Source organism: Arthrobacter sp. ov118, assembly GCF_900116495.1.
Classification (GTDB): Bacteria; Actinomycetota; Actinomycetes; order Actinomycetales; family Micrococcaceae; genus Arthrobacter.
Window position 1 is genome coordinate 94,861 of the sequence record NZ_FPAY01000007.1, and the last position, 25,978, is coordinate 120,838.

Below are 25,978 nucleotides of genomic sequence, written 5' to 3' on the forward strand. Positions count from 1 at the left end.
ACGGCCCCGCGGTGCGGACTGCGCTGTCGGTCCGGTCGCCCTGTTTAGACGGCGCTACGGTGCCCGCGCTAGCCTTGCACCCTATGGTTGACGTCGAACGGTTCCGGATCCTCCTGCACGAGGAGCGCGACCGGAAGCTTGCCCTCCTGCCCGCCCTCCGCGGAGACATCGCCGGGGTGAGTGCCGCCCGCCGGGACTCCAACGTCGACGACGAGCACGACCCCGAGGGCTCCACGATTGCCTTCGAACTCTCCCAGGCGTCCGCGCTGCTGGAGCAAAGCAGGGCAGGGCTGGCGCAGATCGACGCTGCCCTCGGCCGAATGGAACACGGGACGTACGGGATCTGCGAAGTGTGCGGCGCTGCGATCCCCGACGGCCGGCTGGAGGCCAGGCCTTGGACCCCGTACTGCATCCAGCATGCCGCGGGCAGGGCATGATCCCGCTCGGCGGGACCGGGGACCCCAACCTCGCCCAGACGTGGTGGGAGCGGATCCTTGCAGGCTTCACCCACGCCCCCGATCCGCACGTGACCAGCACCGAGCTCGCCGTGGTGATCCTGCTGGCCGTTGCCGTGTCCCTGCCCCGCCTCACTTGGCGCTATTTTGGCCTGCTCGCCACCGTGACCCATGAACTGGGCCACGCCTTTGCCGCCCTCACCACCGGCCAGCGCCTCGGCGGCATCCACCTGCGCCTGGACCATTCCGGCACCACCACCACGTACAGCAGGAGCCGGCTCTCCGCCGTCTGGTCCACCTTCTGGGGCTACCCGGTGCCCGCCGTCGTTGGCGCCGCGATGGTGTGGTGCGGCTTCAACGGCTGGGGTCCGGCGGCGATGTCAGTGGGCACGCTGGTCCTTCTGGCCTCATTCCTGTTCCTCCGCAACGGCGTGGGGCTCCTCATCACCGGCGGCGCGGTGCTCGCCGCGGCGTTTCTGGTGCTGCTCGTGCCGCCGGCGTTCAACGGACACATCATGATCGTGCTCGGGCTGGCACTCCTCGTGGCTGCCCTCAGGGATCTGGGAAAACTCGCCAACGTGCATCTGCGCCACCGCGAGAGGCTCCCGACGTCGGATGCGTACCTGCTGGCCCGGGCCACCTCTGTCCCCGCCGCGGTGTGGATCGCCCTCTTCGCGGCTGTTGTGGCCGGCGCCTGGTGGTTTGCCTGGCAGCCCATGGCGCCGGTGTTTACCGCCTTGCTGGGAGAGTTCAATTCAGTTCGGGCAGTGCAATTCCGGCCGTAGGCTGGGACCATGAGCCAAATCAGCCACCCCAACGATCCTGGATTCAGCACCAAAGGCGCCTACGTGACCGGCGGTGCGGAATTCACCCGCGACACCAACTACATTGAGGACCGGATCACCCGGGACGGCGCGCCGGGCAGCAACGGCGAACCCGGCTGGCCGGTGGAGCCTGGCCGGTACCGGCTCATCGCAGCGCGTGCCTGCCCCTGGGCCAACCGCACGGTGATCGTGCGGCGGCTGCTCGGCCTCGAGGACGTCATCTCCCTTGGCCAGCCCGGACCCACCCACGACGCCCGATCCTGGACCTTCGACCTGGACCCGGACGGCAAGGATCCGGTCCTCGGGATCGAACGCATCCAGGACGCCTACTTCCGCCGCTTCCCGGACTACCCCCGCGGGATTACCGTTCCGGCGATTGTGGACGTCCCCACCGGCCAGGTGGTGACCAACAACTTCCCCCAGATCACGCTGGACTTCTCCACGGAGTGGGCACAGTACCACCGGCCCGGCGCGCCGGAGCTGTACCCGGAGCCCCTGCGGGAAGAAATCGACGCCGTCAACAAGAGGGTCTTCACGGAAGTGAACAACGGCGTCTACCGGTGCGGCTTCGCCGGTTCCCAGGAAGCCTACGACGCCGCCTACAACCGGCTCTGGACCGCCCTGGACTGGCTTGAGGAACGCCTTGCCGGGCAGCGGTACCTCGTGGGCGACACCATCACCGAAGCAGATGTCCGCCTTTTCACCACTCTGGTCCGCTTCGATGCCGTTTACCACGGGCACTTCAAGTGCAACCGGCAGAAGCTCAGCGAGATGCCGGTGCTTTGGGCCTACGCGCGCGATCTCTTCCAGACCCCCGGGTTCGGCGACACCATCGATTTTGTGCAGATCAAGCAGCACTACTACATCGTCCACGAGGACATCAATCCCACCGGAGTGGTCCCCCGCGGGCCGGAGCTGGGCGCCTGGCTCAGCGGGCACGGCCGCGAGGCTCTGGGCGGGCGGCCGTTCGGCGAGGGCACCCCGCCGGGACCGGTCCGGGCGGGCGAAGAGGTCGCCCCGGGCCACGGCGCGGCCTGACGCCGGCGGTGGCCGCGGTCAGGTTCGTCCATTTGTAGCAGCAACCCCCCGGCCCTAGGGTGAACCGGGATGCTCACTCCAGAAAAGACAGCCAGTAGTCCGCCCTCCGCGCCGCGCAGATGGGCCCGAAAATTGTCCAGTGCTGTGTCCGCCGCGATGCTGTGGCCGCGGCTCCACCTGGCCCTTAAGGCTGCACTGGCCGCGGGCACCGCCTTCGCGATCGCTCCCTTCATGCCAGGCTCCGCCGCTGAATACCCCTATTACGCGCCGCTCGGCGCCCTGGTGGCCATGTATGAAAACGTCGCCGGGTCCATGCGCCAGGGCCTGCAGACGCTCGCCGGCCTGGCGATCGGGATCGGGCTCGCGTTCGTGCTGTTCAGCCTCGGCGCGCCGTCGCCGCTGACCGTGGCCGTGGTCATGGGTCTGGGCGTGATCCTGGCCGGACTCCCGAGAATCGGTTCGGGCCGGGACTGGATCCCGACGGCGGCGCTTCTGGTCCTGCTGGTCGGCGGCCACAATCCGGACACGTTCTCGTTCGGGTACCTCGTGCAGATGGGCGTCGGCGTCACGGTGGGCATCATCGTGAACCTCCTGGTCTTCCCGCCGCTGCACTTCCGGGCCGCGGCCGTCAGCATCGCGGAGCTGCGCCATGCCCTCGCCCAGCAACTGTGGGACATGGGCCAGGCGCTGAAGGAAAGCTGGCCGCCGGAACACGAAGACTGGTCCCGGCGCTCGGATGCGCTCGCGGCGCACGCCCGTTCCGTCCGCCTCGCAGTCGAAAAGGCGGACGCCAGCCGCCAGGCCAATCCCCGCCGCCGCCTGCATCCGCGCGACCTGGACCTCGACTACCGGAATTTGCGGGACCTGGAGCGGCTCACCTTCCACATCCAGGACGTGACCCAGGTCCTTTCGGATGTCATCTGGGCAGACGGAACCCCGTTCGTGATCCCTCGCGCCAGCACGGAGCCCCTCGGCGACGCCGTTACCTCCGTCGGCGACGTGCTGGACGCTACGGAGGACTCGGATCCGCAACGCCGGGCCGAGCTGGTCGACTCAGCTGAGGCGGCGATCAGCGCGCTCGCAGCACGCGCTGGCTCCGAGCCCCACAGGGAGGACGCCCCGAGCGCTGTGGAATCCATTCTTGTGAGCCTCCATCGCATGCTGCGTGTGGCCAGGCCTGCCCTGCCGGAAGCACCTCAGGCTGACCCCTCAGGAACCCGGGCTGCCGGCTAGGGCAGCGACGCGACGGTACCGCTGAAATGCCGGCGGCCCGACAGCGGATTCCACGCCACGTAATCGGAGCGCTGCCATGCGCCGCCGTCGGCCTGCACCGTGCTGATGTCCAGCGCGACGCGGGCCGGCAGGAACACCGGCGCCTCGAAGGCCACGTCCCAGCTGAACGCGTCACCCTTGGCGGCACCGACGTCGGCCAACGCCCGGGACGCCAGGTACATGCCGTGGGCAAGGGACCGGCGCAGCCCCAGCGCCTTGGCAGTCAGGACGCTCAGGTGAATGGGATTGAAGTCCCCGGACACGGCGGCGTAGGCACGACCCGTATCGACGCCCAGCTGCCAGAGGGCCGTGGGATCCGGTGCCGAGAACGGCGGCGGCGTCGCGGACACCGAGGGTTTGTCGATCCCGGGGAGGAAGACACCCTTGGCCAGGTATGTCGACACCCCGTGCCAGCGGACTTCTTCTTGCCCGGTAGCGCGGACCTCCGCAACGACGTCGAGCTGGGTGCCGGCCCGGTGGCCGCGCAGGTTCTCCACTCGGGCGCGGATGTCCAGGGCCTCGGTGAACAGGACCGGCGCGGACTGCACCACCTTGTTGGCCAGGTGGATCATGCCCAGCAGAGGCAGTGGAAAGTCGTCCCGGTTCAGCACGCTCATGGCCAGCGGGAACGCCAGCGCATGGATGAACCCCGCAGGCAGGACGTCGCTCGCAGTCTCGCCGATCAGGTGCTGGTAGGCGGTCAGGTTGGTGACGTCGGGTTTCACACCACGGACTTCGTGGGTGTAGGCCGGCAGTTCGGTGCCGCCGTGGGCGCCCAGGATCCGGCGCCGTGCGGCCGCCGCCGCGGCGTTGACGTAGAGCTTCGACAGGGCCGGCAACTCCCCGAGGACCACCGTCTGGGAACCGCTCATGCGCCCACCAGGTTTTGCCCGCAGACGCGCAGCACCTCGCCGCTGATGCCGCCGGCCGCGTCGCTGGCCAGGAACGCGACGGCCTCGGCCACGTCTCCCGGCCGGCCGCCCTGTTGCAGCGAATTGAGGCGGCGCGCCACTTCACGGGTTGCGAAGGGAATCCGGGCGGTCATGTCCGTCTCGATGAACCCCGGAGCAACGGCGTTGATGGACCCGCCGCGCCCGCCGATCAGCGGAGCCGTGGCGCGGACCATGCCGATCACGCCGGCCTTGGAGGCGGCATAGTTGGTCTGGCCGCGGTTGCCGGCGATCCCGCTCGTGGACGCCACGGACACGATCCGCGGTGCGTCCGGGAGGTGCTCCGAGGCCAGGAGGGCCTCGTTTATCCGTAGCTGCGCGGCGATGTTGACAGTGATCACGGCGTTCCAGCGGGCCGCATCCATGTTCGCCAGGAGCTTGTCACGGGTGATCCCGGCGTTGTGGATCACGATGTCCAGCCGGCCGTGGCGTGTGAGGGCGTGCTCGATGATCCGTTGGCCGGCATCGTCGCGGCTGATGTCCAGCTGCAGGGCCGTCCCGCGGACCTCGTTCGCGACCTCCGCGAGGTGGTCCCCGGCGGCCGGGATGTCGACAAGGATGAGCGTGGCGCCGTCGCGGTAAAGGGTGCGGGCAATCGCGGCCCCGATGCCCCGGGCGGCACCGGTCACGACGGCGACCTTCCCGGCCAGCGGCTTCCCGGCGTCGCCGGGAAGCCGGCCGGCAGCGGAGCTGACGGTCAGGAACTGCCCGTCCACGAACGCCGAGCGGCCCGAGAGGAAGAACTGCATGGCCCCCAGGGTTCCGGGGCTCGTCGTTCCTGCACCATCCGCGAGCAGGATGCCGTTTCCTGTCGCCCCGGCACGCAACTCCTTGGCCAGGGACCGCAAGAGACCGTCCACGCCCTGCCGGGCCGCGGCCGTTGCCGGCTCCGGCGTCGAGGCTGCGGTGCGGGACACGGTGATGATCCGGGCGTTCGGAGCGAGGTCGCGCAGCGAGGTGGCGGCGGTCAGGACCGGTTTCTCCAGGTCCGCGGGATGCGCCAGTTCATCCAGCACCAGAATGATGGCGCCGAGCTTTTCCTTGGGGATCGCATGGCGGCGGACGTCAAGGTTCCAGCCGAGGAGGGCTGCAGCGAGGCTGTCCGCGCCCCTGGTCGACCCCTGGACCAGGACCGGGCCGTCGATGAGGGGGCGGCCGGGCTGGTGCCGACGGAGGACCACCGGTTGCGGCAGGCCGAGCCGCTTGGCGATGTCCCTGCCGAGTCCGTGGCTGACGAACTGGGTGTACTTATCACTCATCCGGTTCTCCCTAGAGTGCTTCGAGGATCGCGACGACGCCCTGGCCGCCGGCCGCGCAAATGGAGACGAGCCCGCGGGCGGGACGCCCGTCGACCTGGCCCGTGGCGTGCAGCATCTTGGCCAGTGACGCCACGATCCGCCCGCCCGTGGCAGCGAACGGGTGGCCCGCGGCAAGCGAGGAGCCGTTGACGTTCAGCTTGGAGCGGTCAATGCAACCGAAGGCGCCGTCCAGGCCCAGCCGGGTGCGGCCGAATTCCTCGTCTTCCCATGCGGCAAGGGTGCTCAGAACCGTGCCGGCGAACGCCTCGTGGATCTCGAAGAAGTCGAAGTCCGCAAGGGTGAGGTTGTGGCGTGCGAGCAGCCGGGGCACCGCGAACGCCGGCGCCATGAGCAGCCCGTCCTTGCCGTGCACAAAGTCGACGGCGGCCGCCTCGCCGTCGACGACGGCGGCGAGCTTGGGCAGGTCGTGCGCGTCGGCCCATTCCTCCGAAGCGAGCAGCACGGTGGAAGCGCCGTCCGTCAGCGGAGTGGAATTTCCGGCGGTCATGGTGGCTTCGGCGCCCAGGTTTTTGCCGAAAACGGGCTTGAGCGTGGCCAGTTTCTCCAGGCTGGTGTCTGCCCGCAGGTTCGAGTCGCGGGTCAGGCCCCGGTACGGGGTGAGGAGGTCCTCGAAGAAGCCGGCGTCGTAGGCCGCGGCCAGGTTCCGGTGGCTGTTGAAGGCGAGTTCGTCCTGGGCCTCGCGGGTAATCTTCCACTGCGCGGTGGTCAGCGCCTGGTGCTCGCCCATCGACAGGCCGGTGCGGGGCTCGCCAGTATTCGGGGCATCGGGGGCCAGATCCTTGGGCCGGAGCCGGCTGAGGACCTGCAGCTTCCGGGAGACGGTCTTGGCCCGGTTGAGGTCCAGGAGCACCTCGCGGAGCCCTTCGCTGACAGCAATGGGGGCGTCGGAGGCGGAGTCAACGCCGCCGGCGATCGCGGAATCGATCTGCCCCAGCTTGATCTTGTTCGCCAGCCCGAGAACGGTTTCCAGGCCCGTAGCGCAGGCTTGCTGGAGGTCATAGGCCGGAGTCTCGGCAGAGAGCGCCGAACCTAGGACGGCTTCCCGGGTGAGGTTGAAGTCCCGGGAGTGCTTGAGGACGGCGCCGGCAGCGACTTCGCCAATCCGCTCGTCCTGGAGGCCGAACCGGGCAATCAGGCCGTCCAGCGCGGCGGTCAGCATGTCCTGGTTGGAGGACTTGGTGTACGCGCCGCCGGTCCGCGCAAACGGAATCCGGTTGCCGCCCACCACCACGGCCCTGCGGAGCCGCGGTGCCGCGGCGGCCTCCGTTGCGTCGCCGCCTTTCGGGCTCTGCGCGGAAGACGTCGCCGCCGGTTCCTGAGGGCCGGGTACTGGCTGTCCCGGACGTGGCTGTCCTGGATCTGACTGGCCGTTGACGGGCATGGGCTGTCTCCTTCGATCAAAGCGGTTACCGATACCCAGCGTACCTGATACGCTGGGTATCGTGAACATCCCCCACCCCGGACCGGCAGAGGACACCAGCGCGGCCGCCGTCGACGGCCGTGCGTCCCGCTGGCAGTCCCACCGCGAGGAACGGCGGCGGGAGCTCATCAAGTCCGCGCGAAAAGCGGTTCACGCGTTGGGCAGCGACGCGTCGATGGAGGAGATCGCCGTGGCCGCGGGAACGTCAAAGTCCGTGTTTTACCGCTATTTCGGTGACAAAGCCGGGCTTCAGCAGGCGGTGGGCGAGGTGGTCCTGAGCCAGATGCAGCACCGCATCCAGGAGGCTGCCCGGAGCGCCCAGACGCCGCGGGAAGGCTTGTTCGCCATGGTGTCCGCCTACCTGCAGATGGCCGAGACCAGTCCGAATGTCTACGCCTTCGTCACACGCCACGCCCCGGGCGAGACGGAGACGGAGGTCCCGTCCGTGTCCACGGCCGGGGCGCTGAGCCACTTCTTCGCGGCCATCGGCGACATGATTGCCCGGCCCATTCGCAGCCATCTCGGCGGCGGCCAGGACAAGGAAGCAGTAATCGGTTACTGGCCGAACGCCGCTATCGGACTGGTGCGAAATGCCGGCGAACAGTGGCTCGCCAGTCCACCAGGACCCGCCAAGCCCGACCAGGAGGCCATGGCGCGGCAGATCACGGACTGGCTCTGCTTCGGGATCGCCCGCGAACTGCAGACGCCGGCCCGTGAATTGACAGCCAATGAACTGAACTTGTCAGAACCAAAGAAGGAAACGACATGACTGATTTAGCCGACCGAACCGCTGGCGGCCCGTCCGGGCGCACCCCCACCCCGGCGGACGGCGCGACGGCTGCCCGATCCGGCATCGCGGGGCTGCCCGCCGTCGACGTCGCTGCCCTTGGTGAACAGCTGCTCGGCAAATGGGCGGACGTACGCCGGCACGCCAGGGCGGTGTCCGGCCAGCCAGAACTGCACAAAATCGAGGGCCTGACGCACACTGAACACCGCCGGCGGGCCTTCGGGCAGCTGGAGCATCTGGTGCGCCATGAGGCCGTCCACCGCGCCTTCCCGTCCTCGCTTGGCGGCAATGACGACCACGGCGGCAACGTGGCAGGATTCGAGGAACTGGTCACTGCCGATCCCTCCCTGCAGATCAAGGCCGGGGTCCAGTGGGGCCTCTTCGGCTCGGCTGTGATGCATCTGGGCACGGAGGAACACCACGCGAAGTGGCTGCCGGGCATCATGAGCCTGGCGATTCCGGGCTGTTTCGCCATGACCGAGACGGGGCACGGCTCCGACGTTGCCAGTATCGCCACCACGGCCACGTACGACCCCTCCACCGAAGAATTCGTGATCCACACGCCGTTCCGGGCCGCCTGGAAGGACTACATCGGCAATGCCGCCATCGACGGCCTGGGCGCCGTCGTCTTTGCCCAGCTGCTGACCAAGGGCGTGAACCACGGCGTGCACGCCTTCTTTGTGGACCTGCGCGACCCCGCCACCAAGGAGTTCCTGCCCGGGATCGGCGGCGAGGACGACGGCGTCAAGGGCGGCCTGAACGGCATCGACAACGGCCGGCTCCACTTTTCGAACGTCCGGATCCCGCGCACGAACCTGCTCAACCGCTACGGTGACGTCGACGCCGAAGGAAATTACACCTCCCCCATCGCCAGCCCCGGCCGGCGCTTCTTCACCATGCTCGGCACCCTCGTCCAGGGCCGGGTGTCCCTCGACGGCGCCGCCGTGGCCGCCTCGAAGCTGGCAGTGACCACGGCCGTCCGGTACGCCACAGAGCGCAGGCAGTTCAATGCCTCCTCCCAGACCGATGAGGAAGTCCTGCTGGACTACCAGCGGCACCAGCGCCGGCTCTTCACCCGGCTGGCCACCACGTACGCGGCGAGCTTCGCGCACGAGCAGCTGCTGGAGAAGTTCGACGACGTCTTCTCCGGCCGGCACGACTCCGACGAGGACCGGCAGGATCTGGAGACCCTGGCCGCAGCGCTCAAGCCGCTGAGCACCTGGCATGCCCTGGACACGCTGCAGGAATGCCGTGAGGCCTGCGGCGGCGCCGGCTTCCTGATCGAGAACCGCTTCGCCTCCCTCCGCGCCGACCTCGATGTGTATGTGACCTTCGAGGGCGACAACACGGTCCTGCTGCAGCTCGTCGCCAAGCGGTTGCTCGCCGACTACGCCAAGGAGTTCCGCAACGTCAACGTCGGTGTCCTGGCCCGCTATGTGGTGACCCAGGCGACGGGAACGGCGCTGCACCGCAGCGGGCTGCGCCAGGTTGCGCAGTTCGTGGCTGATTCCGGCCTGGCACAGAAGGCGGCGATTGCCATCCGGGACGAGTCGAGCCAGCGGGCCCTCCTGACCGACCGGGTCCAGACCATGGTGGCCCAGGCAGGCGCGGCGCTCAAGGGCGCCAACAAGCTCCCGCAGCAGCAAGGTGCAGCCCTGTTCAACGCGCACCAGCATGAGCTCATCGAAGCCGCCCAGGCCCACGCCGAACTGCTGCAGTGGGAGGCCTTTACCGAGGCCCTCGGCAAGGTCGCGGACCCCGGCACCCGCAAGGTCCTGACCTGGCTGCGTGACCTCTTCGGCCTGTCCCTGATCGAAAAGAACCTGTCCTGGTACCTCATGAACGGCCGCTTGTCGATGCAGCGCGGACGTACCGTGGGCGAATACATCAACCGGCTGCTGGTGAAGATCCGTCCGCACGCCCTGGACCTGGTGGATGCCTTCGGGTACGGGCCGGAGCACCTGCGCGCCGAGATCTCCACCGGTGCCGAGAAGGCCCGCCAGGACGAGGCCAGGGACTACGTCCGCAGGCAGCGGGCCAGCGGGCAGGCGCCGCTGGATGAGAAGATCCTGCTCGCCCGCACCGCCCACCACCGGCAGCCCGCGCGTCCCTGACCGGCTTGCCGCAGCCCTGTCCAGCAAGCCTGTCCAGCCGCCAAGTCATCAGAAACGGTTAACTGACGACGGCGCCGGCTCACCGCTCGGGGAGCCGGCGCCGTCGTTCATTCCTTGCTGCTTAGGAGACGGACTCCGGGAGGACTGACCGGTATACCTCGAGGGTGGTCTCCGTGATGGACTCCCAGGAGAAGTGCTCCTCGGCGCGGCGGCGGCCGGCTTCACCCATGGCCCTCGCCCGGGCGGGATCGGACACCACCTCGGTCAGGGCGGCGGCGAACTCAGTGACAAATTTCTCCGGATCGAGTGGGGTGCCAGTGCCGTCGGTGACCTGCTCCAGCTCCACGAGCAGCCCGGTCACGCCGTGCTCGACGACCTCCGGGATGCCGCCGGTGGCGCTGGCCACGACGGCGGCGCCGCACGCCATCGCCTCCAGGTTCACGATCCCCAAGGGCTCGTAGATGGACGGGCAGGCGAACGCCGTTGCGTGGCTGAGGACCTGAATGAGTTCGTTGCGGGGCAGCATCCGCTCCACCACGATCACGCCTGTGCGCTTGCTCTGCAGCTCCTCGATGAGGCGCGCCGTCTCGGCAGCCAGCTCCGGCGTGTCGGCAGCGCCGAGGCACAGCACCAGCTGGACGTTGGCGGGCAGCTTCGCGGCGGCACGGAGCAGGTAGGGCACACCCTTTTGCCGCGTATTGCGACCAACGAACACGACGCTCGGCAGCGAGGGGTCAATGCCGAGGGCCCGGACGACGTCCTCCCCCTCGTCCCGGTTCCACAAACTCACGTCGATGCCGTTGTGGACCACCTTGACCTTGGCCGGGTCAACGTCCGGGTAGCTGCGCAGGATGTCCTGACGCATGCCTTCGGAGACGGCGATGATGGCGGCGGCGGATTCATAGGCGGTCTTTTCCACCCAGGAGGACACCGCGTAGCCGCCGCCCAACTGCTCGGCCTTCCACGGGCGCAGCGGTTCCAGGCTGTGGGCGCTGAGCACATGCGGGATGCCGTGGAGCAGCGCCGCGATGTGCCCTGCCATGTTGGCGTACCAGGTGTGTGAGTGCACCAGGTCCGCGCCGGCGACGTCCGGAACGATCCTCAGGTCCACCCCCAGGGTCTGGATGGCGGCGTTGGCGGAGCCCAAGTCCTCAGGCACGGAGTAGGACGTCACCGTCGCCCCGTGATACCCCCGCTCACGGGGCGCGCCGAAGGCACGCACCTGCAGGTCCACGCGTTGGGCCAGCACTCTGCTGAGTTCGGCCACATGGACTCCGGCGCCGCCGTAGATTTCCGGCGGGAATTCTTTAGTCACAATGTCTATTCGCACAAGCACCAAGGTAGTCGTTACGGTGGAACTGATCTAGTGTGAAGACGTTCGGGCATACCGGACAGTATTGGGGAGTAACGAAGGCGTTCAGGAGCGATCACCATGCCGCATCAAAAGAAAGTCTTGGCAATTGTCCTCGCAGGTGGCGAGGGAAACCGGCTCATGCCGCTGACGGCTGACCGGGCCAAGCCGGGCGTGCCCTTTGCCGGAAGCTACCGGCTCATTGACTTTGCCCTTTCAAATCTTGTGAATTCTCGGTACCTGCAAATTGTGGTGTTGACGCAATATAAATCTCACAGCCTTGACCGGCACATTTCTGAAACGTGGCGTATGTCCACGCAGCTGGGCAACTACATAGCATCGGTTCCGGCTCAGCAGCGCGTCGGCAAGAGTTGGTTCCTGGGCAGTGCCAACGCCATCTTCCAGTCACTGAACCTGATCCAGGACGCCAACCCCGACATCGTCGTCGTGGTCGGCGCCGACCACGTGTACCGCATGGACTTCTCACAGATGGTGGCGCAGCACGTGGCCAGCGGAGCCAAGGCGACGGTCGCCGCCGTCCGCCAGCCGCTGCACATGGCGGATCAGTTCGGCGTCATCGAGACGGACCAGGACGACCCGCAGAAGATTTCCGCCTTCGTCGAGAAACCGTCCTCCACCCCCGGCCTCGCGGCTGACCCCACGCAGTTCCTTGCCTCCATGGGCAACTATGTCTTCAACGCCGACGCCCTGGTCGAAGCCCTGCACGTCGATGCCGAGCGACTCGACACCAAGCACGACATGGGCGGGGACATCATTCCCTACTTCGTCTCCCAGGGTGAGGCCGGCGTCTACGACTTCACCCTCAACGACATTCCCGGGTCCACCGAACGGGACCGGACCTACTGGCGGGACGTCGGCACCATCGACTCGTTCTACGACGCCCACATGGACCTCATCTCCCCCGTGCCGGTGTTCAACCTCTACAACTCCGAATGGCCTATTTACACCCGTCAGAGCATCTCTCCCCCGGCCAAATTTGTCCGCGGCAAGTCCAACACGGTAGGGACGGCGCTGGATTCGATTGTGGCCAGTGGCGTCGTCGTCTCGGGCGGCATTGTTGAAGGGTCGGTGCTCTCCAACGACGTCTACGTCAGCACCTCCAGCCGCGTTCTGGACTCGGTCCTGATGGACAACGTCCTTGTCGGCGAGGGTGCGGTGATCAAACGTGCCATCATCGATAAGAACGTTAAGGTTCCGCCCGGCGCCGCCATTGGCCTCGACGCCGAGTTGGACCGGGCCCGCGGGTTCAAGGTCACCGACTCCGGAATCACGGTTCTGTCCAAGGGTCAGGTTGTCCCGGATCCAAGCGACTCAGAACGGGCGCTCTCCGCGGCCAACCTGCGCCTGGTGCCCGATGCCGTTCGAACCGCCACGGAAAGCTGGCCCGAACTGCGGGACTCGGTGGACAAGGTAGCCGACGTGCAGGCCGCTGCGGTTGGCGGCGATAAGCAATTGCCCAGGGCGTAGTCCGGCGGGAGGCCCGGCGGCGGCGTCGGACCGGGCCTCCGCACCCTGTAAAATGGGGGCAATGAGCTCCCCCGATCCGTCCGCCGATCTTCATCCCGCCGCGTCTGCACCTGCCGATCTGACCGCTGAGGAAATCCGGGCCTGCCTGAAGGTCCTGAACACCATCCACGCCTACGATGAGGAACACCCGGACTACGTGTCCGTCCGGCGCGCCACCGGGAAGATGTTCAAGGCGGTCAAGCGCCACCGGCGGGTCGCCAAGCGGGATGAGATCGCGGAAGCGGACCGTGCCGTGATCGCACAGACCGCGACGGCGGCCCCGGACAGGATCGATGACGAGACGCGCGGCAACAAGCTTGCCCCCTCCGCGACCGGCGAGATTGCCGGCCATCTCATTCGGTCCCGGCCGTGCTACATCTGCAAGCAGCACTACACCCAGGTGGACGCCTTCTACCACCAGCTTTGCCCGGAGTGCGCCCAGTTCAGCCACAGCAAGCGCGATGCCCGCACCGATCTGAGCGGCCGCAGGGCCCTGCTGACCGGGGGCCGGGCCAAGATCGGCATGTACATTGCGCTCCGGCTCCTGCGGGACGGTGCCCACACCACCATCACCACGCGGTTCCCCAAGGATGCCGCCCGCCGCTTCGCTGCCATGGAAGACAGTGCAGACTGGCTGCACAGGCTCCGGATCGTGGGCATCGACCTCCGTGACCCGTCCCAGGTGATGGCCCTGACGGATTCCCTCGACGCCGCGGGACCGCTGGACATCATCATCAACAACGCCGCCCAGACGGTGCGGCGCTCCGGCAACGCCTACAAGCCCCTTGTCGACGCCGAGGACGAGCCGCTGCCTGCCGCCCTCCAGGCCGCGAACGGGGGCCCGGAACTCGTGACTTTCGGCCACGCGCACGACAAGCACCCGCTCGCCCTGGCCACTAGCGTGCTCGACCATCCTGTCCTGGCCGGCGACGCCGTCACCTCACTCGCCCTGTCCACCGGCTCCGCCTCGCTGGAGCGCATCGCCTCGGGGACCGCGATCGACGCCGGCGGGCTGGTCCCGGACCTCGCCACGATCAACAGCTGGACCCAGGTGGTGGATGAAGTGGATCCACTCGAGATGCTCGAAGTGCAGCTGTGCAACGTGACGGCCCCGTTCCTGCTGGTGAGCCGACTGCGCGGCGCCATGAAGCGGTCCACCTCGCGGCGCAAATACATCGTCAATGTCAGTGCGATGGAAGGCCAGTTCTCCCGTGCCTACAAGGGGCCCGGACACCCGCACACCAACATGGCCAAGGCGGCGCTGAACATGATGACGCGCACCAGCGCCCAGGAAATGCTGGACACCGACGGCATCCTCATGACGGCGGTGGACACCGGCTGGATCACCGACGAGCGCCCGCACTACACCAAAGTCCGCCTCATGGAGGAGGGCTTCCACGCGCCCCTGGACCTGGTGGACGGCGCGGCCCGCGTCTATGACCCCATCGTGATGGGCGAGGCCGGCGAGGACCAGTACGGCGTCTTCCTGAAGGATTACAAGCCCAGCCCGTGGTGACGGTCGCATAGGCCCTGACCTGCGCGGACGCTGCCCGCCGCTGCCTGCGGTGCCGGTGCGGGGGCGGGCCTTATGGCCCTGCTAGGGCTACGGGCCAGTAGGTAGCGTGGCTGTCCATGGACACCACGACGCCCCCGCCGGACTACTCGCTCACCATGGACCAGTGCTGGAGCCTGCTCGAAACCGAAACCGTGGGGCGCGTCGCGCTGATCGTCGACAACCACCCGGAAATCTTTCCGGTGAACTTCGTGCTGACACGGCGTGCCATTGTCTTCCGGACCTCCGGCGGCACGAAGATGTGGGGCGCCGTCACGGCCAAGCCGGTCGCATTCGAGATCGACGGGTACGACGCCCCCAATGAGACGGCGTGGAGCGTCATGGCCCGGGGCGAGGCCGAACTCGTCGAGAACCAGGAGGAGAAGGATGCCGCGGATGCGCAGCTCCTGGAGCCATGGCAGCCCGGCGACAAGCCCTATTACGTGCGGGTTGCTCCTAAAGCGCTGACCGGACGACGTTTCAAGGTCAACCGTCCCGACCTGTGGAACACGCGGCTCTCGGACCCGCGCCGTTCCAGCTTCGAGTAGGGTGGCGCAGGGTGGGCAGCCAGGTGAGCCCTACGACCCTTGTCCCCGGCGAACGGGTGAATAAGAATGGCTGTGTGCGGGTAGTCAGGAAAGTACACGAGCGAACGGTCCAGTAAGCGCGGCCGGACAGGAGAATAATGTTTGCCTGGGCAGATGCAGGCCGCAAGTCACCGGATGGCGTTCCGGCGGTTATCCGCGCATTTATCCTTGACGACCACGAACTCGTCAGACGTGGGCTGCAGGAACTCCTCGAAGGCGAAGGTTTCCTCGTGGTGGGCAGCTCCGGATCCGCGGTGGAAGCGACCCGCCGGATTCCGGCCCTGCACCCCGACGTCTGCGTCCTGGATGCCCGCCTGCCCGACGGGACCGGCATTGAGGTCTGCCGCGACGTCCGTTCAGTGGACCCGTCGCTGAACTGCATCATCCTGACCAGTTTCGACGACGAACAGGCGCTGCGTGGCGCCGTCCTTGCCGGGGCTCGCGGCTACGTGCTGAAGGAGATCGGCGGAACGGACCTGATCGGTGCCCTGCGGCGCGCCGCCACGGGCGAGTCCCTGTTCGACGAGGGTCTCGCGGCCGGCATCATGGAGAGCCTCGTGGAGGCTCAGGAAGTGGACCCCCGTACTTCCTCCCTCACCCCGCAGGAACGCAGGGTCCTGGAACTGGTCGGCGGCGGACTGACCAACAGGCAGATCGCCGCCGAAATGTTCCTGGCCGAAAAGACCGTCAAGAACTATGTGTCCTCGCTGCTGGCCAAGCTCGGGTTCGAACGCCGCACCCAGGCGGCCGTCTTCATCGCCAGCCCGGCCTACCCTGTGGCGTCCGGCGGGAGTTCCGGCGACGGGAACCGGCCGCACACCGTTCACTAGAGCAGGCGGGTTAGCTAGCAGACGGGTTCACCAGCAGGCCGACAGGCTGCTGTTGGACCCTTCCATTGGAGCGCGCCTCTATTGGACTGCGCCGTTGGGCCCTGTCGTCAGACCGGGACCGACCATTCCAGACTCGTGCCGGATTCGGGCGTACTCGTGATGACGCACACGCCGTCGAGCATCCGCGCCCTGTCCTCGAGGTTGATCAGTCCGTTGCGCTTTTCCGGATCGGTGAACCCGGAGCCGTTGTCCCTGATGACCACCGTCACCTGGCCCTTGATCACGGCAACAGACACCGAAATCGAGTCCGCCCCGGAGTGCCTGATCGCGTTGCTGAGTCCTTCTGAGACCACGGCCACCACGTTGTCGGCCTTGTCCGCTGGCACGGCGTCGACCGGACCGGTGATGATCAGGCGCGGGGCAAACGGCATGGTCTTCGCCGAACTCTTGGTGACCCGCCGGATCCGCCCACTGAGCAATTCCGTTTCGCCGCTGCTGCTCTTCAGCGAGTAGATGGTGTCACGCAGGCTCCGGATGGCACCGTCGAGTTCGCCCGTGATGGCGCGGATCCGTTCCAGTGCGAGCTCATCCTTGGTGAAGCGGGTGAGGCTCTGCACGCTCAGCCCGGCGGCGAACAGCCGCTGGATGACCAGGTCATGCAAATCCCGGGCGATCCTGTCGCGGTCGGTGAACACGAGGAGCTCTTCGCGCAGCCGGTGCATCCGGGCCAGTTCCAGGGCCAAAGCGACGTGGGAGCCGTAGACGGCGCCCATCTCGATGTCGGTCCGGGCGTAGCGCACGGAGTTCTTGTTCCGGGCCAACAGGAGAAGACCATGGTGGGCGCCCTGGGTGCTCAGCGCCACTGCCAGCAGCGGTCCGGTAACTGCGGCGTCGATCTCCCCCAGCACTTCCGATGCATCGTCAAACAGCACCGGTTCCCCACCCTCCAGTACTCCCTCCAGACGTTCGGACTCCAGTTCGAGGGACCGCCCGGAAAAGACCGGGCCGCGTTCACCGGCGACGCCGATCACCACATGGCCTGGCGACTTCGCCTCCGGCGCCACCAGCAGGGCAAGGTCCGAGGCGGACTCGTGGAGCGCGCGGCCGGCAATGGGGTCCAGACCGCCCGAGGTGTAGTCACGGTCCGTGCTGAGCATCAGCCCGGAGACGTCCATACTGGATTCCAGCCAGCGGGCCCTGCGGCGCGCGTCGTCGTAGAGCCGGGCGTTTTCGATGGCCACGCCGGCGGCGGCGGCCAAGGCGACGGCCAGGGCTTCGTCTTCAGCGGTGAACTCGCCCCCGCCTTCCTTCTCCGTGAGGTAGAGATTTCCGAACACCACCTCGCGGACGCGGACCGGGACGCCCAGGAAGGAGTGCATGGGCGGATGGTTGGCAGGGAACCCGTATGACTCCGGGTGCTCGCGCAGATCGTGCAACCGCAGCGGCCGGGGATCTGAGATGAGCAGGCCCAGGACGCCGTGGCCGGTGGGCAGGGGGCCGATCTGACGGGACAGTTCGCCGTCGATGCCGACCGTGATGAAATGGCTCAGCGCTTGGTCCTTGCCGATGACCCCGAGCGCCCCATACTGTGCATGCAACAGTCGGCACGCAGACTTGACCACACGTTCCAGAACGGCATCCAGACTCAGGTCTTCGGCCACGGCCACAACTGATTCCAGCAGGCCCGCCATGCGCTCTCTGGACTGAAGTAGTTCCTCGGCTTTGGACCCGAAACCCTTCAGCCATTCCTCCAGTCCGGGATTTAGTTCGGACGCGCTCTGCCCGTGGCTTTCACCCGTGGAATGCATGTGCTGCCCCAATCGAATCTGATGCTCGTCAACGCTGACGATCTCATGCCAGAATACCGCGAATCACCCCGGAAGGTCCCGGAAAACCGGCCTTGTTAAGCCCCCTGGGACCTTTTGCCCTTGCTGGCGCCGGCCGTTCCGCCGTAGGCTCGCGGGCATGAGTACTGATGCGGGCCCGGCAGGCCGCCAGCCCCAGGAGCCGCCGCACGCCGTGGAAAATCTCGATCATCACGAATGCTGGCGGCTGCTGCGCAGCGTCTCGGTGGGCCGGCTGGCGGTCTGGGTGGACGATCATCCAGACATCTTCCCCATCAACTACAAGGTTGACCACGGCACGCTGGTATTCCGGACCGCGGAGGGCACAAAACTGCAGGCGGCCACGGGCGACACGCCGGTTGCCGTGGAGACCGACGGCGTGGATGCCGAGGCCGGCGTCGCGTGGAGCGTGGTGGTCAAGGGGCAGGCCGCCGCGGTGCAGAACCCTGAGGAAGTTCTGGACACGGTGGGGCTGTTGCTGTTCCCGTGGCAGGCCGGAAAGAAGGAGCACTTCGTCCGCATCACGCCGGACACCGTCACCGGACGCCGCTTCAAGGTCGCCGCGCCGGCGACGTGGTGGACCCCGCTGGACGACGCAACCCGGTCCGGCCTCGAATAGACCCCACTTGCGCTATCAGATTGGGTTGCTATGAGAGCTTCAAAGCAACCCAATCTGATAGCGCATCGGAGGGGGCAGGGCGGCTAGGCGAGCCGGGTGATCTCCACGGAAACGTTGAGGGCCGAACCCCCGCCGCCCGACAGGATGCCCTTGAGCGGCGGCACGTCGCGGTAGTCCCGGCCCCGGGCCACCGTCACGTGGAAGTCCCCGGCCGGTTTGTGGTTGGTCGGATCCCAGCTGCGCCATTCGCCGTCCCACCATTCGAGCCACGCATGGGACTGGCCCGCCACCGCCTCGCCGAGCTCCGCCGTCGAACGCGGGTGAAGGTAACCGGACACGTAACGGGCGGGAATTCCGCAGCTGCGCAGGGAACCGATGGCGAGGTGTGCCAGATCCTGGCAGACGCCCTGCCGCTGGTTCCAGGCCTGCTCGGCGTTGGTGGTGACGCCGGTGGAGCCCTTCATATACGTCATTTCACCCCGCATCCACTCAAAGACCGCCATGGCGGCCTCGTGCGGCGTCTTCCCCTCGACGACCCCCGGGATGATGCCGAGCACTTCCGTGCCGGGGCCCGTCAGCTGGGACTGCGGAATCCAGTCGCTGAACTGGTTCAGCGTTTCCGGGGCGGCCAGCACGTCCCACCCGACGATGTCGGCCTCGGTGGCGATCTTCTCCACCCGGTGCACCTCCACCGTGGTGGTGGACAGGACTTCGAGGTGCTCATGGGCCATCTGCATGTCGAAGGCCGTCACGCGCGTGCCCCAGTAGTCGCGGTAGCTGCTCTGGGCCGCCTGCGAGGGCGAAACCTTCATGGATGACTCCAGGACCACCTGCTGCGGGTCCGTCAGCGGCGTCATCCGGGCCTCGTTGTAGGACAGGGTGACGCGCTTGTTGTATTTGTACGCCGTCCTGTGGACGATCCTCAGCCGGGTCATGAAACTTCTCCCACCCAGGCCAGCTCGTCGGCCTGATTGAAGTACTTACGGGAAATGGCGTCTGAGGCCTGCGAAACCGCCTTCTGCACGCGCTCCATATGCTCCGGCAGCTCGGCCATGAGGTCATCGGTGCGGTGGAACTCCAGGAAGGTACGGGCCTGGCCGACGATCCGGCGTGCATCGTTGATGAAGCCGACGCGCTGGGCCGAGGGGTCCAGTTTCGCCAGGCACTCGTCGGCATCACGCAGGGCGTACACGATGGAGCGCGGGAACAGCCGGTCCAGGAGCAGGAATTCGGCCGCGTGCTGGTCCCCAAACGCCGCCCGTCGGGTCCGCAGGAAGGACTCATACGCGCCGGCGCAGCGGAGCATGTTCACCCAGGACATGCCTGCGGACAGGACATCGCGTGTGGACAGCATGCGGGCCGTCATGTCGGCCCGTTCCAGGGACCGGCCCAGGACCAGGAACTGCCAGCTTTCGTCGTGGCTGACGGTGGTGTCGGCGAGTCCGCTGACCATGGCCGTGCGCTCCAGAACCCAGTTGCAGAAGCGGTAGGTGCCCACCACGTCCTTGCGGTGCTGGTTCAGCCCGTAGTAGGTGGTGTTGAGGCTTTCCCAGAGTCCGGAGGAGACTGTCTCGCGGGCGCGGCGGGCGTTTTCCCGGGCCGCGCCGAGGGAACCGGCAATGGACGTGGCACTCTGTTTGTCGTAGGCCAGGGCGTTGAGCAGCTCGGGGAGGCCGAAATCCTCATTTTGGGCGCGGGCACCCATGACGGCCAGGAGTTCCTGCGCCACGCTGCGCTGTTCCTCCATGGGCAGATGGTTGAGGCGCTCGAGGTGGACGTCGAGGATGCGGGCGGTGCCGTCGGCCCGTTCCACGTAGCGGCCGATCCAAAACAGTGACTCGGCAATACGGCTAAGCATTCGCGGTTACCTCCTGCGCGGCAGAAACCTGCTGCTGCTGTTGCTGCTCTTTCTGGCTGTCGCGCCAGTTGCTTTCCACCGGCCACACCGAAACCCGCTCGCGGACCGTGATGGTGGGCCGCGGGATGACTTCGACCGGAACCTGCGGCGAATCGGCCAGGACCCACGTGTCCTTGGAGCCGCCGCCCTGGCTGGAATTGACGATCAGCGAGCCTTCTTTGAGCGCCACGCGGGTCAGGCCGCCGGGGAGAACCCAGACGTCCTCGCCGTCGTTGACCGCGAATGGGCGCAAGTCCACGTGCCGGGGGCCGAACTTGTCCCCGCTGAGCGTGGGCACGGTGGACAGTTGCAGCACCGGCTGGGCGATCCAGCCGCGGGGGTCGGCGATGATCCGCTTGCGGAGGGCCTCAAGTTCGTCCTTGGACGCGTCGGGGCCGATCACCAGGCCCTTGCCGCCGGAACCGTCCACGGGCTTGACCACGAGCTCATCGAGCCGGTCCAGAACGTGTTCCCGGGCTTCCTTCTCCTCGAGCCGGTAGGTGTCCACGTTGGCGATTACGGGTTCTTCGCTGAGGTAGTACCGGATCAGGTCCGGAACGTAGCTGTATACCAGCTTGTCATCGGCGACGCCGTTGCCCACGGCATTGGCGATGGTGACGCCCCCCGCCCGGGCCGCGTTGACCAGGCCCGGACAGCCGAGCATGGAATCGGCCCGGAACTGCAGGGGGTCCAGGAACTCATCGTCGATGCGCTTGTAGATCACATCCACGCGCTGTTCACCGGCGGTGGTGCGCATGTAGACGCGGTTGCCGCGGCAGATGAGGTCGCGGCCCTCGACCAGCTCGACGCCCATCAGGCCGGCGAGGAGTGTGTGTTCGAAGTAGGCGCTGTTGAAGACGCCGGGAGTCAGGACCACCACGGTGGGATCGTCGACGCCGGAGGGCGCCGTCTTGCGCAGCGCGGACAGGAGCCGGCGCGGGTACTCCTCCACCGGCCGGATCAGCTGCTGGCCAAAGGCCTCCGGCAGGCCCTTCGCCATCGCGCGGCGGTTTTCGAGGACGTAGCTGACGCCCGAGGGCACGCGCACATTGTCCTCCAGGACGCGGAAAGTGCCGGCGGCATCACGGACGACGTCGATTCCGGAAACGTGGACGCGGACGCCGCCGGCGGGCTCGAAGCCGTGCACCTGGCGGTGGAAGTGGGCGCTCGTGGTGACGAGCTGGCGCGGGATGACGCCATCGGACACCACTGTCATTTTGTCGTAGACGTCATTGAGGAACGCCTCGAGGGCGCGGACACGCTGCGCCACACCGCGTTCGAGCACGTTCCACTCGTCGGCCGGGATCACCCGGGGGACGATGTCCAGGGGGAAGGGGCGCTCTTCGCCCGCGAAGTCGAAGGTGACCCCGCGGTCCAGGAAAGTGCGCGCCATGGAGTCGGCGCGTGCGCTCACGTCAGTCAACGACAGTTCACGCAAGGCCCCGGCGACCTGCCCGTAGGACTTCCGGGCCAGCTGGCCGGGGGCAAACATCTCGTCGTAGGCGCCGGTGCGGCCGGCGGCCTCAGAGTAATCCTGGAATAGGTCAGACATGCTGACTAGCCAACCACTTTTTCGTTACGAAATCATTTCGGCGGGCCGGAGTGAGGCCAGGGCGTGGTCCACGCGCAGCCCACGCGCAGCCCGCGCGCCGCACGGCCGTCCTCAGCGTCGGCCGCAGTTACTGTTTTTCGGGCAGAGTGCGGCAATGTAGGGGCGTGTTCCCGAACAGATGCGTGTCCTCGGCCGTGCCCGGCCTGCTTGGCGCCGCGGCCGCCGTCGCCGCCGCCGTCGGTGCCCACATGCTGCTCCCCGCGCTGCCGGCAATGACCCTCGCCGTGGTGTTCGGACTCCTGGCCGCCAACCTGCCGGGCGTCGCGGCGTGGACCGCCGGGCCCGCCCGGCCCGGGCTGGACTTCGCCGGCAAACACCTGATGCGGGCCGGGATTGTGGTCCTCGGCCTGAAAGTCAGCCTTGGCGACGTGCTGGGCCTCGGCTGGGCCGCGTTGCTGCTGATCGTGGCCGTGGTGCTCGCGGCCTTCGCCGGCACCTACGGGATCGGCAGGCTATTCCGCCTTCCTCCGCGCACTTCCCTGCTGGTGGCCACGGGATTCGCCATCTGCGGGGCCTCCGCGATCGGGGCGATGGCCGCCGTGCGCAGGATCCGACAGGAAGAGACCGTGCTGCCGGTGGCGCTCGTGACGCTCTGCGGGACCCTGGCGATCGGGGTGTTGCCGCTGCTCGCCCGGCCGCTGGGCCTCGGGCCGGAGATCTTCGGCGCATGGACCGGCGCCTCCGTGCACGACGTCGGGCAGGTGGTGGCCACGGCCCAGACCGCCGGCGCCGCCGCCCTGGCGGTCGCCGTCGTCGTCAAACTTACCCGGGTGATCCTGCTGGCCCCGATGGTCGCCGCCGCCGGCCTCCACCACCGCCTGGGACGCGAAGCCGACGGCGTCAATCGGCCGCCGGTGATCCCACTGTTTGTCCTCGGGTTCGTGGCACTGGCGGGCCTGCGCAGCACCGGGTGGCTCTCCCCCGCGGTCCTGGACGCGGCCGCCGTCGTGCAGGACGTGCTGTTGGGGATGGCGCTGTTCGGGTTGGGTTCGGCGGTCCGTGCAGGCCAGCTCCTCCACACCGGCGCCCGTGCACTGCTCGCCGCGCTCGCATCCTGGCTGCTGATCGCCGTGCTGGGCCTGGCCGCCGCCTGCCTGATGTTCCCTTCATCCTGAGCCCTTTGCTGACGGCCTTTCTGACCGCCAAGGCGTGATTCCGCACACACCTTGCCGTGATTAGATAGCTGGGTGTCGAATCAGAATCTGGGCCGCGACGAAGCCGCAGCCCGCTCCGCCCTCATCACCACGCACAGCTATGACGTCTCCCTGGACGTCCGGCAAGCAGCTGACCCGAACGTCGCCGGCTACACCAGCCGCAGCGTCATCACGTTTTCGGCAAACGAGCCCGGGGCGTCGACCTTCGTGGACTTCATCGCGGGCAGCGTGCACAGCGTGTTCCTCAACGGCAAGGGCCTCGCCGTGGCGGACGTCGTGGACGGCTCCCGGATCCGGCTCGACAACCTGCAGCCGGAGAACCAGGTCACCGTTACCGGGACAGCCTTGTACAGCACGTCAGGTGAGGGCCTGCACCGCTTCGTCGACCCGGCCGACGGGCAGTGCTACCTCTACACGCAGTATGAACCCGCCGACGCGCGGCGGGTGTTCGCGAACTTCGAACAGCCCGACCTCAAGGCCGAGTTCACGTTCGACGTCATGGCCCCCTCGGACTGGCAGGTGGCCTCCAACGGCGCCGAGGTGCTGCGCACCCAGCTCACCTCTGACCCGGCCACGAGCCGCTGGGATTTCGCCCCCACCAAGGCGATGTCCACCTACATCACCACCATCCTGGCCGGGCCGTATTTCAAGGCCGAGGACGCCTGGACTGGCACCCTGGGCGACGGCACAGCACTGGAGGTGCCGATGGCGCTCTACTGCCGCGCCTCCATGGCCAAGTCCTTCGACGCCGGGGCACTCTTTGACCTCACCAAGAACGGGCTGTCCTTCTTCAACGAGCTCTTCGACTTCCCCTACCCCTGGGGCAAATACGACCAGGCCTTCGTGCCCGAGTACAACCTCGGCGCCATGGAAAATCCGGGTCTCGTGACGTTCACGGAAAGCTATGTCTTCACATCCCGGGCCGCCGATTCCCAGTACCAGGCCCGCGCCAACACCGTCCTGCACGAGATGGCGCACATGTGGTTCGGCGACCTCGTCACCATGAAGTGGTGGGATGATCTGTGGCTCAAGGAATCCTTCGCGGACTACATGGGCACACTGGGTGTGGACCGGACCACGGACTGGGACACAGCGTGGGTCAACTTCGCCAACAACCGCAAGGCGTGGGCCTACGTGCAGGACCAGCTCCCCACCACGCATCCGATCGTCGCTGACATTCCGGACCTGGAAGCCGCGAAGCAGAACTTCGACGGCATCACCTACGCCAAGGGCGCTTCCGTGCTCAAGCAACTCGTGGCCTACGTCGGCTTCGACGCTTTCGTCGCCGGATCCCGCCGGTACTTCCGCGACCACGCCTACGCGAACACGACGCTGGCCGACCTCCTGGCCGCCCTGAGCGCGGCGTCCGGCCGCGACCTGGCAGAGTGGGCCCGCCAGTGGCTGCAGACCTCCGGCATCTCCACCCTGGCCCTTGAGGAAACGCAGCCGCCTGAGCTGACGGAGTCCACTGGGACGACAGAGTCGAGCCAGGACGCTGAGTTCAGTGGGGACGTGCTCGGTTCCGTCGCCGTCCTGCAGGATGCCGTGGACCCGGCCACCGGCCGGCAGGAGCCGCGGCCGCACCGGCTGCGGATCGGCCTCTACAACTTTGATGACGCCGGCGCCCTGGTCCGCACGGACAGCGTCGAAACGGATCTCAGCGGCAGCCGGACGGAGGTGGCCGCCCTGGCCGGCAAACCGCGGCCTGCCCTGCTGCTGGTCAACGACGACGACCTCAGCTACGCCAAGGTTCGGCTGGACCCGCGCTCCGAGGCCGCGGTGCGCGGCTCCCTCGACAAGCTGAGCGACCCGATGGCGAGGGCGCTGTGCTGGACGGCGCTCTGGGACTCGGCCCGCGACGCCGTCACGCCGGCAGCGCTCTACGTCGACGCCGTCGTGGGTTTCGGACCCGCCGAACCCGGCATCGGGGTCCTGCTGAACGTGCTGGGCAACGCCTCGACGGCGGTCGAACGCTACGTGCCGCGCGGCCGGCGCGACGCGGTGCGCCGCGGCTTCCTCACCGCTGCGGCTGAGCAACTGCGGGCGGCGGCGCCGGGGTCCGACCAGCAGCTGGCCTGGGCCAGGACCCTGGCCGCCACCAGCCGGTACGACGCCAGCTTGCTGGGCCTGCTCCAGGGCCTCCTGGATGAAGCCATCGTGATCGACGGCCTCGCCGTGGACGCCGAACTGCGCTGGAACCTTTGGCACGCCCTCGCCGCGCACGGCGAAGCCTCGCAGGAGCAACTTGACCAGGAGCTCGCCCGGGACAACACCGCCGCAGGCAAATCTGGACACGCCACTGCCCTCGCCGCCCGGCCGGAGGCGTCCGTCAAGGCTGCCGCCTGGGATGCGGCGGTCAACGGCACGGGGCTGTCCAACCAGCTCCTCAGCGCCACCATTGCCGGGTTCAACACCGCCCCGGCACCCCTGCTGGCCGGATTCATTGATCCCTACTTCGAGTGCCTGGAGCATGTGTGGGCGGAGCGGAGCATTGAGATCGCCAGCCGGATCGTCCGCGGTCTCTACCCCGCGGGCCAGGACCTCGACGGCCACGGCGGTACGCCGGAGCGCCACTCCGTGATTCTCCGCACCGACCATTGGCTGTCGTCGCGCCCTGATGCGCCGCGGGCACTGCGCCGGATCATCATCGAACAGCGCAGCCACCTGTACCGTTCCCTCACGGCGCAGGCGCTGGCGGCACAGGCGCCAGCACCATCGGCTGCTCCGTAACCGCCTTTTCGACGGTTGAAAACGGCCGCTGGGCCCACGCCGGCAGGGTTCCCTGGCCGAGCTTGCGAGGCGAGGGGGCCGGTGGGGAGCAACCGA

The 25,978-nt window shown here is 67.6% G+C and carries 21 protein-coding genes; 13 read left to right on the forward strand and 8 right to left on the reverse strand.

Annotated features, from left to right (window positions below; translation table 11 throughout):
• Window positions 1-83: 83 nt before the first annotated feature.
• The 4 genes from BM372_RS13820 (at window position 84) to BM372_RS13835 (ending at window position 3,550) form a co-directional block, all read left to right on the forward strand.
• Window positions 84-437, forward strand: a complete 354-nt coding sequence (locus BM372_RS13820; protein ID WP_090956157.1) for a TraR/DksA family transcriptional regulator — start codon at window positions 84-86, stop codon at window positions 435-437.
• A complete protein-coding gene (locus tag BM372_RS13825) occupies window positions 434-1,240 on the forward strand; it encodes a M50 family metallopeptidase (protein ID WP_090956030.1) in 807 nt (268 codons plus the stop codon). Before BM372_RS13820 ends, BM372_RS13825 begins: the two co-directional genes overlap by 4 nt.
• Before the next feature lie 9 nt (window positions 1,241-1,249).
• Window positions 1,250-2,317, forward strand: coding sequence for a glutathione S-transferase family protein (locus tag BM372_RS13830; RefSeq protein WP_090956031.1), 1,068 nt, complete (start codon window positions 1,250-1,252; stop codon window positions 2,315-2,317).
• Window positions 2,318-2,473: 156 nt separating this feature from the next.
• Window positions 2,474-3,550 carry an FUSC family protein gene (locus tag BM372_RS13835; RefSeq protein ID WP_256214282.1) on the forward strand — a complete coding sequence of 359 codons (1,077 nt, stop codon included), beginning with the start codon at window positions 2,474-2,476 and terminating at the stop codon, window positions 3,548-3,550.
• Here BM372_RS13835 and BM372_RS13840 read toward each other — a convergent pair.
• Genes BM372_RS13840 through BM372_RS13850 form a run of 3 tightly spaced genes read right to left on the reverse strand, consistent with a single transcriptional unit; the run spans window position 3,547 to window position 7,239 of the window.
• Entirely contained in the window at window positions 3,547-4,461 is a 915-nt protein-coding gene (locus BM372_RS13840) for a MaoC family dehydratase (RefSeq protein WP_090956033.1), read from the reverse strand. The genes BM372_RS13835 and BM372_RS13840 overlap by 4 nt on opposite strands.
• The gene (locus BM372_RS13845; RefSeq protein ID WP_090956034.1) at window positions 4,458-5,798 is read right to left on the reverse strand and encodes a 3-oxoacyl-ACP reductase; all 1,341 of its coding nucleotides are present in this window, start codon (window positions 5,796-5,798) and stop codon (window positions 4,458-4,460) included. Before BM372_RS13845 ends, BM372_RS13840 begins: the two co-directional genes overlap by 4 nt.
• Window positions 5,799-5,808: 10 nt before the next feature.
• Window positions 5,809-7,239 carry an acetyl-CoA C-acetyltransferase gene (locus BM372_RS13850; RefSeq protein ID WP_090956035.1) on the reverse strand — a complete coding sequence of 477 codons (1,431 nt, stop codon included), beginning with the start codon at window positions 7,237-7,239 and terminating at the stop codon, window positions 5,809-5,811.
• Window positions 7,240-7,300: 61 nt separating this feature from the next.
• Between BM372_RS13850 and BM372_RS13855 the strand changes: the two genes are divergently transcribed.
• Together BM372_RS13855 and BM372_RS13860 are read left to right on the forward strand one after the other, a co-directional pair.
• Entirely contained in the window at window positions 7,301-8,047 is a 747-nt protein-coding gene (locus BM372_RS13855) for a TetR/AcrR family transcriptional regulator (RefSeq protein ID WP_371261746.1), read from the forward strand.
• Complete coding sequence (locus BM372_RS13860; protein WP_090956036.1) at window positions 8,044-10,179, forward strand: acyl-CoA dehydrogenase family protein; 2,136 nt, start codon at window positions 8,044-8,046, stop codon at window positions 10,177-10,179. The genes BM372_RS13855 and BM372_RS13860 overlap by 4 nt, the downstream gene beginning before the upstream one ends.
• A 121-nt stretch (window positions 10,180-10,300) precedes the next feature.
• Here the strand turns inward: BM372_RS13860 and glgA are convergent, their stop codons facing one another.
• Window positions 10,301-11,509 carry a glycogen synthase gene (glgA, locus tag BM372_RS13865; protein WP_090956159.1) on the reverse strand — a complete coding sequence of 403 codons (1,209 nt, stop codon included), beginning with the start codon at window positions 11,507-11,509 and terminating at the stop codon, window positions 10,301-10,303.
• 102 nt (window positions 11,510-11,611) lie between these two features.
• Here glgA and glgC point away from each other — a divergent pair, with 102 nt between their 5' ends.
• The 4 genes from glgC to BM372_RS13885 all read left to right on the forward strand — a co-directional run bounded on the left by glgC (window position 11,612) and on the right by BM372_RS13885 (window position 16,026).
• The gene (glgC, locus tag BM372_RS13870; protein WP_090956037.1) at window positions 11,612-13,018 is read left to right on the forward strand and encodes a glucose-1-phosphate adenylyltransferase; all 1,407 of its coding nucleotides are present in this window, start codon (window positions 11,612-11,614) and stop codon (window positions 13,016-13,018) included.
• Window positions 13,019-13,079: 61 nt separating this feature from the next.
• Entirely contained in the window at window positions 13,080-14,573 is a 1,494-nt protein-coding gene (locus BM372_RS13875) for an SDR family NAD(P)-dependent oxidoreductase (RefSeq protein WP_090956038.1), read from the forward strand.
• A gap of 116 nt (window positions 14,574-14,689) precedes the next feature.
• Window positions 14,690-15,157: a pyridoxamine 5'-phosphate oxidase family protein gene (locus tag BM372_RS13880; RefSeq protein WP_090956039.1), complete on the forward strand. Its 468-nt coding sequence runs from the start codon at window positions 14,690-14,692 to the stop codon at window positions 15,155-15,157.
• A gap of 137 nt (window positions 15,158-15,294) precedes the next feature.
• The gene (locus BM372_RS13885) at window positions 15,295-16,026 is read left to right on the forward strand and encodes a response regulator (protein ID WP_090956040.1); all 732 of its coding nucleotides are present in this window, start codon (window positions 15,295-15,297) and stop codon (window positions 16,024-16,026) included.
• 107 nt (window positions 16,027-16,133) lie between these two features.
• Here the strand turns inward: BM372_RS13885 and BM372_RS13890 are convergent, their stop codons facing one another.
• Window positions 16,134-17,834: a GAF domain-containing sensor histidine kinase gene (locus BM372_RS13890; RefSeq protein ID WP_090956160.1), complete on the reverse strand. Its 1,701-nt coding sequence runs from the start codon at window positions 17,832-17,834 to the stop codon at window positions 16,134-16,136.
• Window positions 17,835-17,991: 157 nt separating this feature from the next.
• Here BM372_RS13890 and BM372_RS13895 point away from each other — a divergent pair, with 157 nt between their 5' ends.
• On the forward strand, window positions 17,992-18,489 hold the full coding sequence (locus tag BM372_RS13895) for a pyridoxamine 5'-phosphate oxidase family protein (RefSeq protein WP_090956041.1): 498 nt from the start codon (window positions 17,992-17,994) through the stop codon (window positions 18,487-18,489).
• Window positions 18,490-18,572: 83 nt separating this feature from the next.
• On the opposite strand, the gene BM372_RS13900 is transcribed toward BM372_RS13895, so the two are convergent.
• The 3 genes from BM372_RS13900 to BM372_RS13910 are packed head-to-tail and all read right to left on the reverse strand — an operon-like array spanning window position 18,573 to window position 21,938.
• Complete coding sequence (locus tag BM372_RS13900) at window positions 18,573-19,424, reverse strand: transglutaminase family protein (RefSeq protein ID WP_090956042.1); 852 nt, start codon at window positions 19,422-19,424, stop codon at window positions 18,573-18,575.
• Window positions 19,421-20,347 (reverse strand): alpha-E domain-containing protein, encoded by a 927-nt coding sequence (locus BM372_RS13905; RefSeq protein WP_090956043.1) that lies wholly within the window; start codon window positions 20,345-20,347, stop codon window positions 19,421-19,423. The genes BM372_RS13900 and BM372_RS13905 overlap by 4 nt, the downstream gene beginning before the upstream one ends.
• Entirely contained in the window at window positions 20,340-21,938 is a 1,599-nt protein-coding gene (locus tag BM372_RS13910; protein WP_090956044.1) for a circularly permuted type 2 ATP-grasp protein, read from the reverse strand. Before BM372_RS13910 ends, BM372_RS13905 begins: the two co-directional genes overlap by 8 nt.
• 164 nt (window positions 21,939-22,102) lie before the next feature.
• Here BM372_RS13910 and BM372_RS13915 point away from each other — a divergent pair, with 164 nt between their 5' ends.
• Entirely contained in the window at window positions 22,103-23,113 is a 1,011-nt protein-coding gene (locus BM372_RS13915) for a YeiH family protein (RefSeq protein ID WP_256214255.1), read from the forward strand.
• A gap of 72 nt (window positions 23,114-23,185) precedes the next feature.
• Window positions 23,186-25,882 (forward strand): aminopeptidase N, encoded by a 2,697-nt coding sequence (pepN, locus tag BM372_RS13920; RefSeq protein ID WP_090956045.1) that lies wholly within the window; start codon window positions 23,186-23,188, stop codon window positions 25,880-25,882.
• The last annotated feature ends 96 nt before the right edge of the window (window positions 25,883-25,978 follow it).

What these genes read in the sequence shown, in the direction of transcription:
- BM372_RS13820 (WP_090956157.1), top strand. Translation starts at nt 84, where the DNA reads ATGGTTGACGTCGAACGGTTCCGGATCCTCCTGCACGAGGAGCGCGAC.
- BM372_RS13825 (WP_090956030.1), top strand. Translation starts at nt 434, where the DNA reads ATGATCCCGCTCGGCGGGACCGGGGACCCCAACCTCGCCCAGACGTGG.
- BM372_RS13830 (WP_090956031.1), top strand. Translation starts at nt 1,250, where the DNA reads ATGAGCCAAATCAGCCACCCCAACGATCCTGGATTCAGCACCAAAGGC.
- BM372_RS13835 (WP_256214282.1), top strand. Translation starts at nt 2,474, where the DNA reads ATGCTGTGGCCGCGGCTCCACCTGGCCCTTAAGGCTGCACTGGCCGCG.
- BM372_RS13840 (WP_090956033.1), bottom strand. Translation starts at nt 4,461, where the DNA reads ATGAGCGGTTCCCAGACGGTGGTCCTCGGGGAGTTGCCGGCCCTGTCG.
- BM372_RS13845 (WP_090956034.1), bottom strand. Translation starts at nt 5,798, where the DNA reads ATGAGTGATAAGTACACCCAGTTCGTCAGCCACGGACTCGGCAGGGAC.
- BM372_RS13850 (WP_090956035.1), bottom strand. Translation starts at nt 7,239, where the DNA reads ATGCCCGTCAACGGCCAGTCAGATCCAGGACAGCCACGTCCGGGACAG.
- BM372_RS13860 (WP_090956036.1), top strand. Translation starts at nt 8,044, where the DNA reads ATGACTGATTTAGCCGACCGAACCGCTGGCGGCCCGTCCGGGCGCACC.
- glgC (WP_090956037.1), top strand. Translation starts at nt 11,612, where the DNA reads ATGCCGCATCAAAAGAAAGTCTTGGCAATTGTCCTCGCAGGTGGCGAG.
- BM372_RS13875 (WP_090956038.1), top strand. Translation starts at nt 13,080, where the DNA reads ATGAGCTCCCCCGATCCGTCCGCCGATCTTCATCCCGCCGCGTCTGCA.
- BM372_RS13880 (WP_090956039.1), top strand. Translation starts at nt 14,690, where the DNA reads ATGGACACCACGACGCCCCCGCCGGACTACTCGCTCACCATGGACCAG.
- BM372_RS13885 (WP_090956040.1), top strand. Translation starts at nt 15,295, where the DNA reads ATGTTTGCCTGGGCAGATGCAGGCCGCAAGTCACCGGATGGCGTTCCG.
- BM372_RS13890 (WP_090956160.1), bottom strand. Translation starts at nt 17,834, where the DNA reads ATGCATTCCACGGGTGAAAGCCACGGGCAGAGCGCGTCCGAACTAAAT.
- BM372_RS13895 (WP_090956041.1), top strand. Translation starts at nt 17,992, where the DNA reads ATGAGTACTGATGCGGGCCCGGCAGGCCGCCAGCCCCAGGAGCCGCCG.
- BM372_RS13900 (WP_090956042.1), bottom strand. Translation starts at nt 19,424, where the DNA reads ATGACCCGGCTGAGGATCGTCCACAGGACGGCGTACAAATACAACAAG.
- BM372_RS13905 (WP_090956043.1), bottom strand. Translation starts at nt 20,347, where the DNA reads ATGCTTAGCCGTATTGCCGAGTCACTGTTTTGGATCGGCCGCTACGTG.
- BM372_RS13910 (WP_090956044.1), bottom strand. Translation starts at nt 21,938, where the DNA reads ATGTCTGACCTATTCCAGGATTACTCTGAGGCCGCCGGCCGCACCGGC.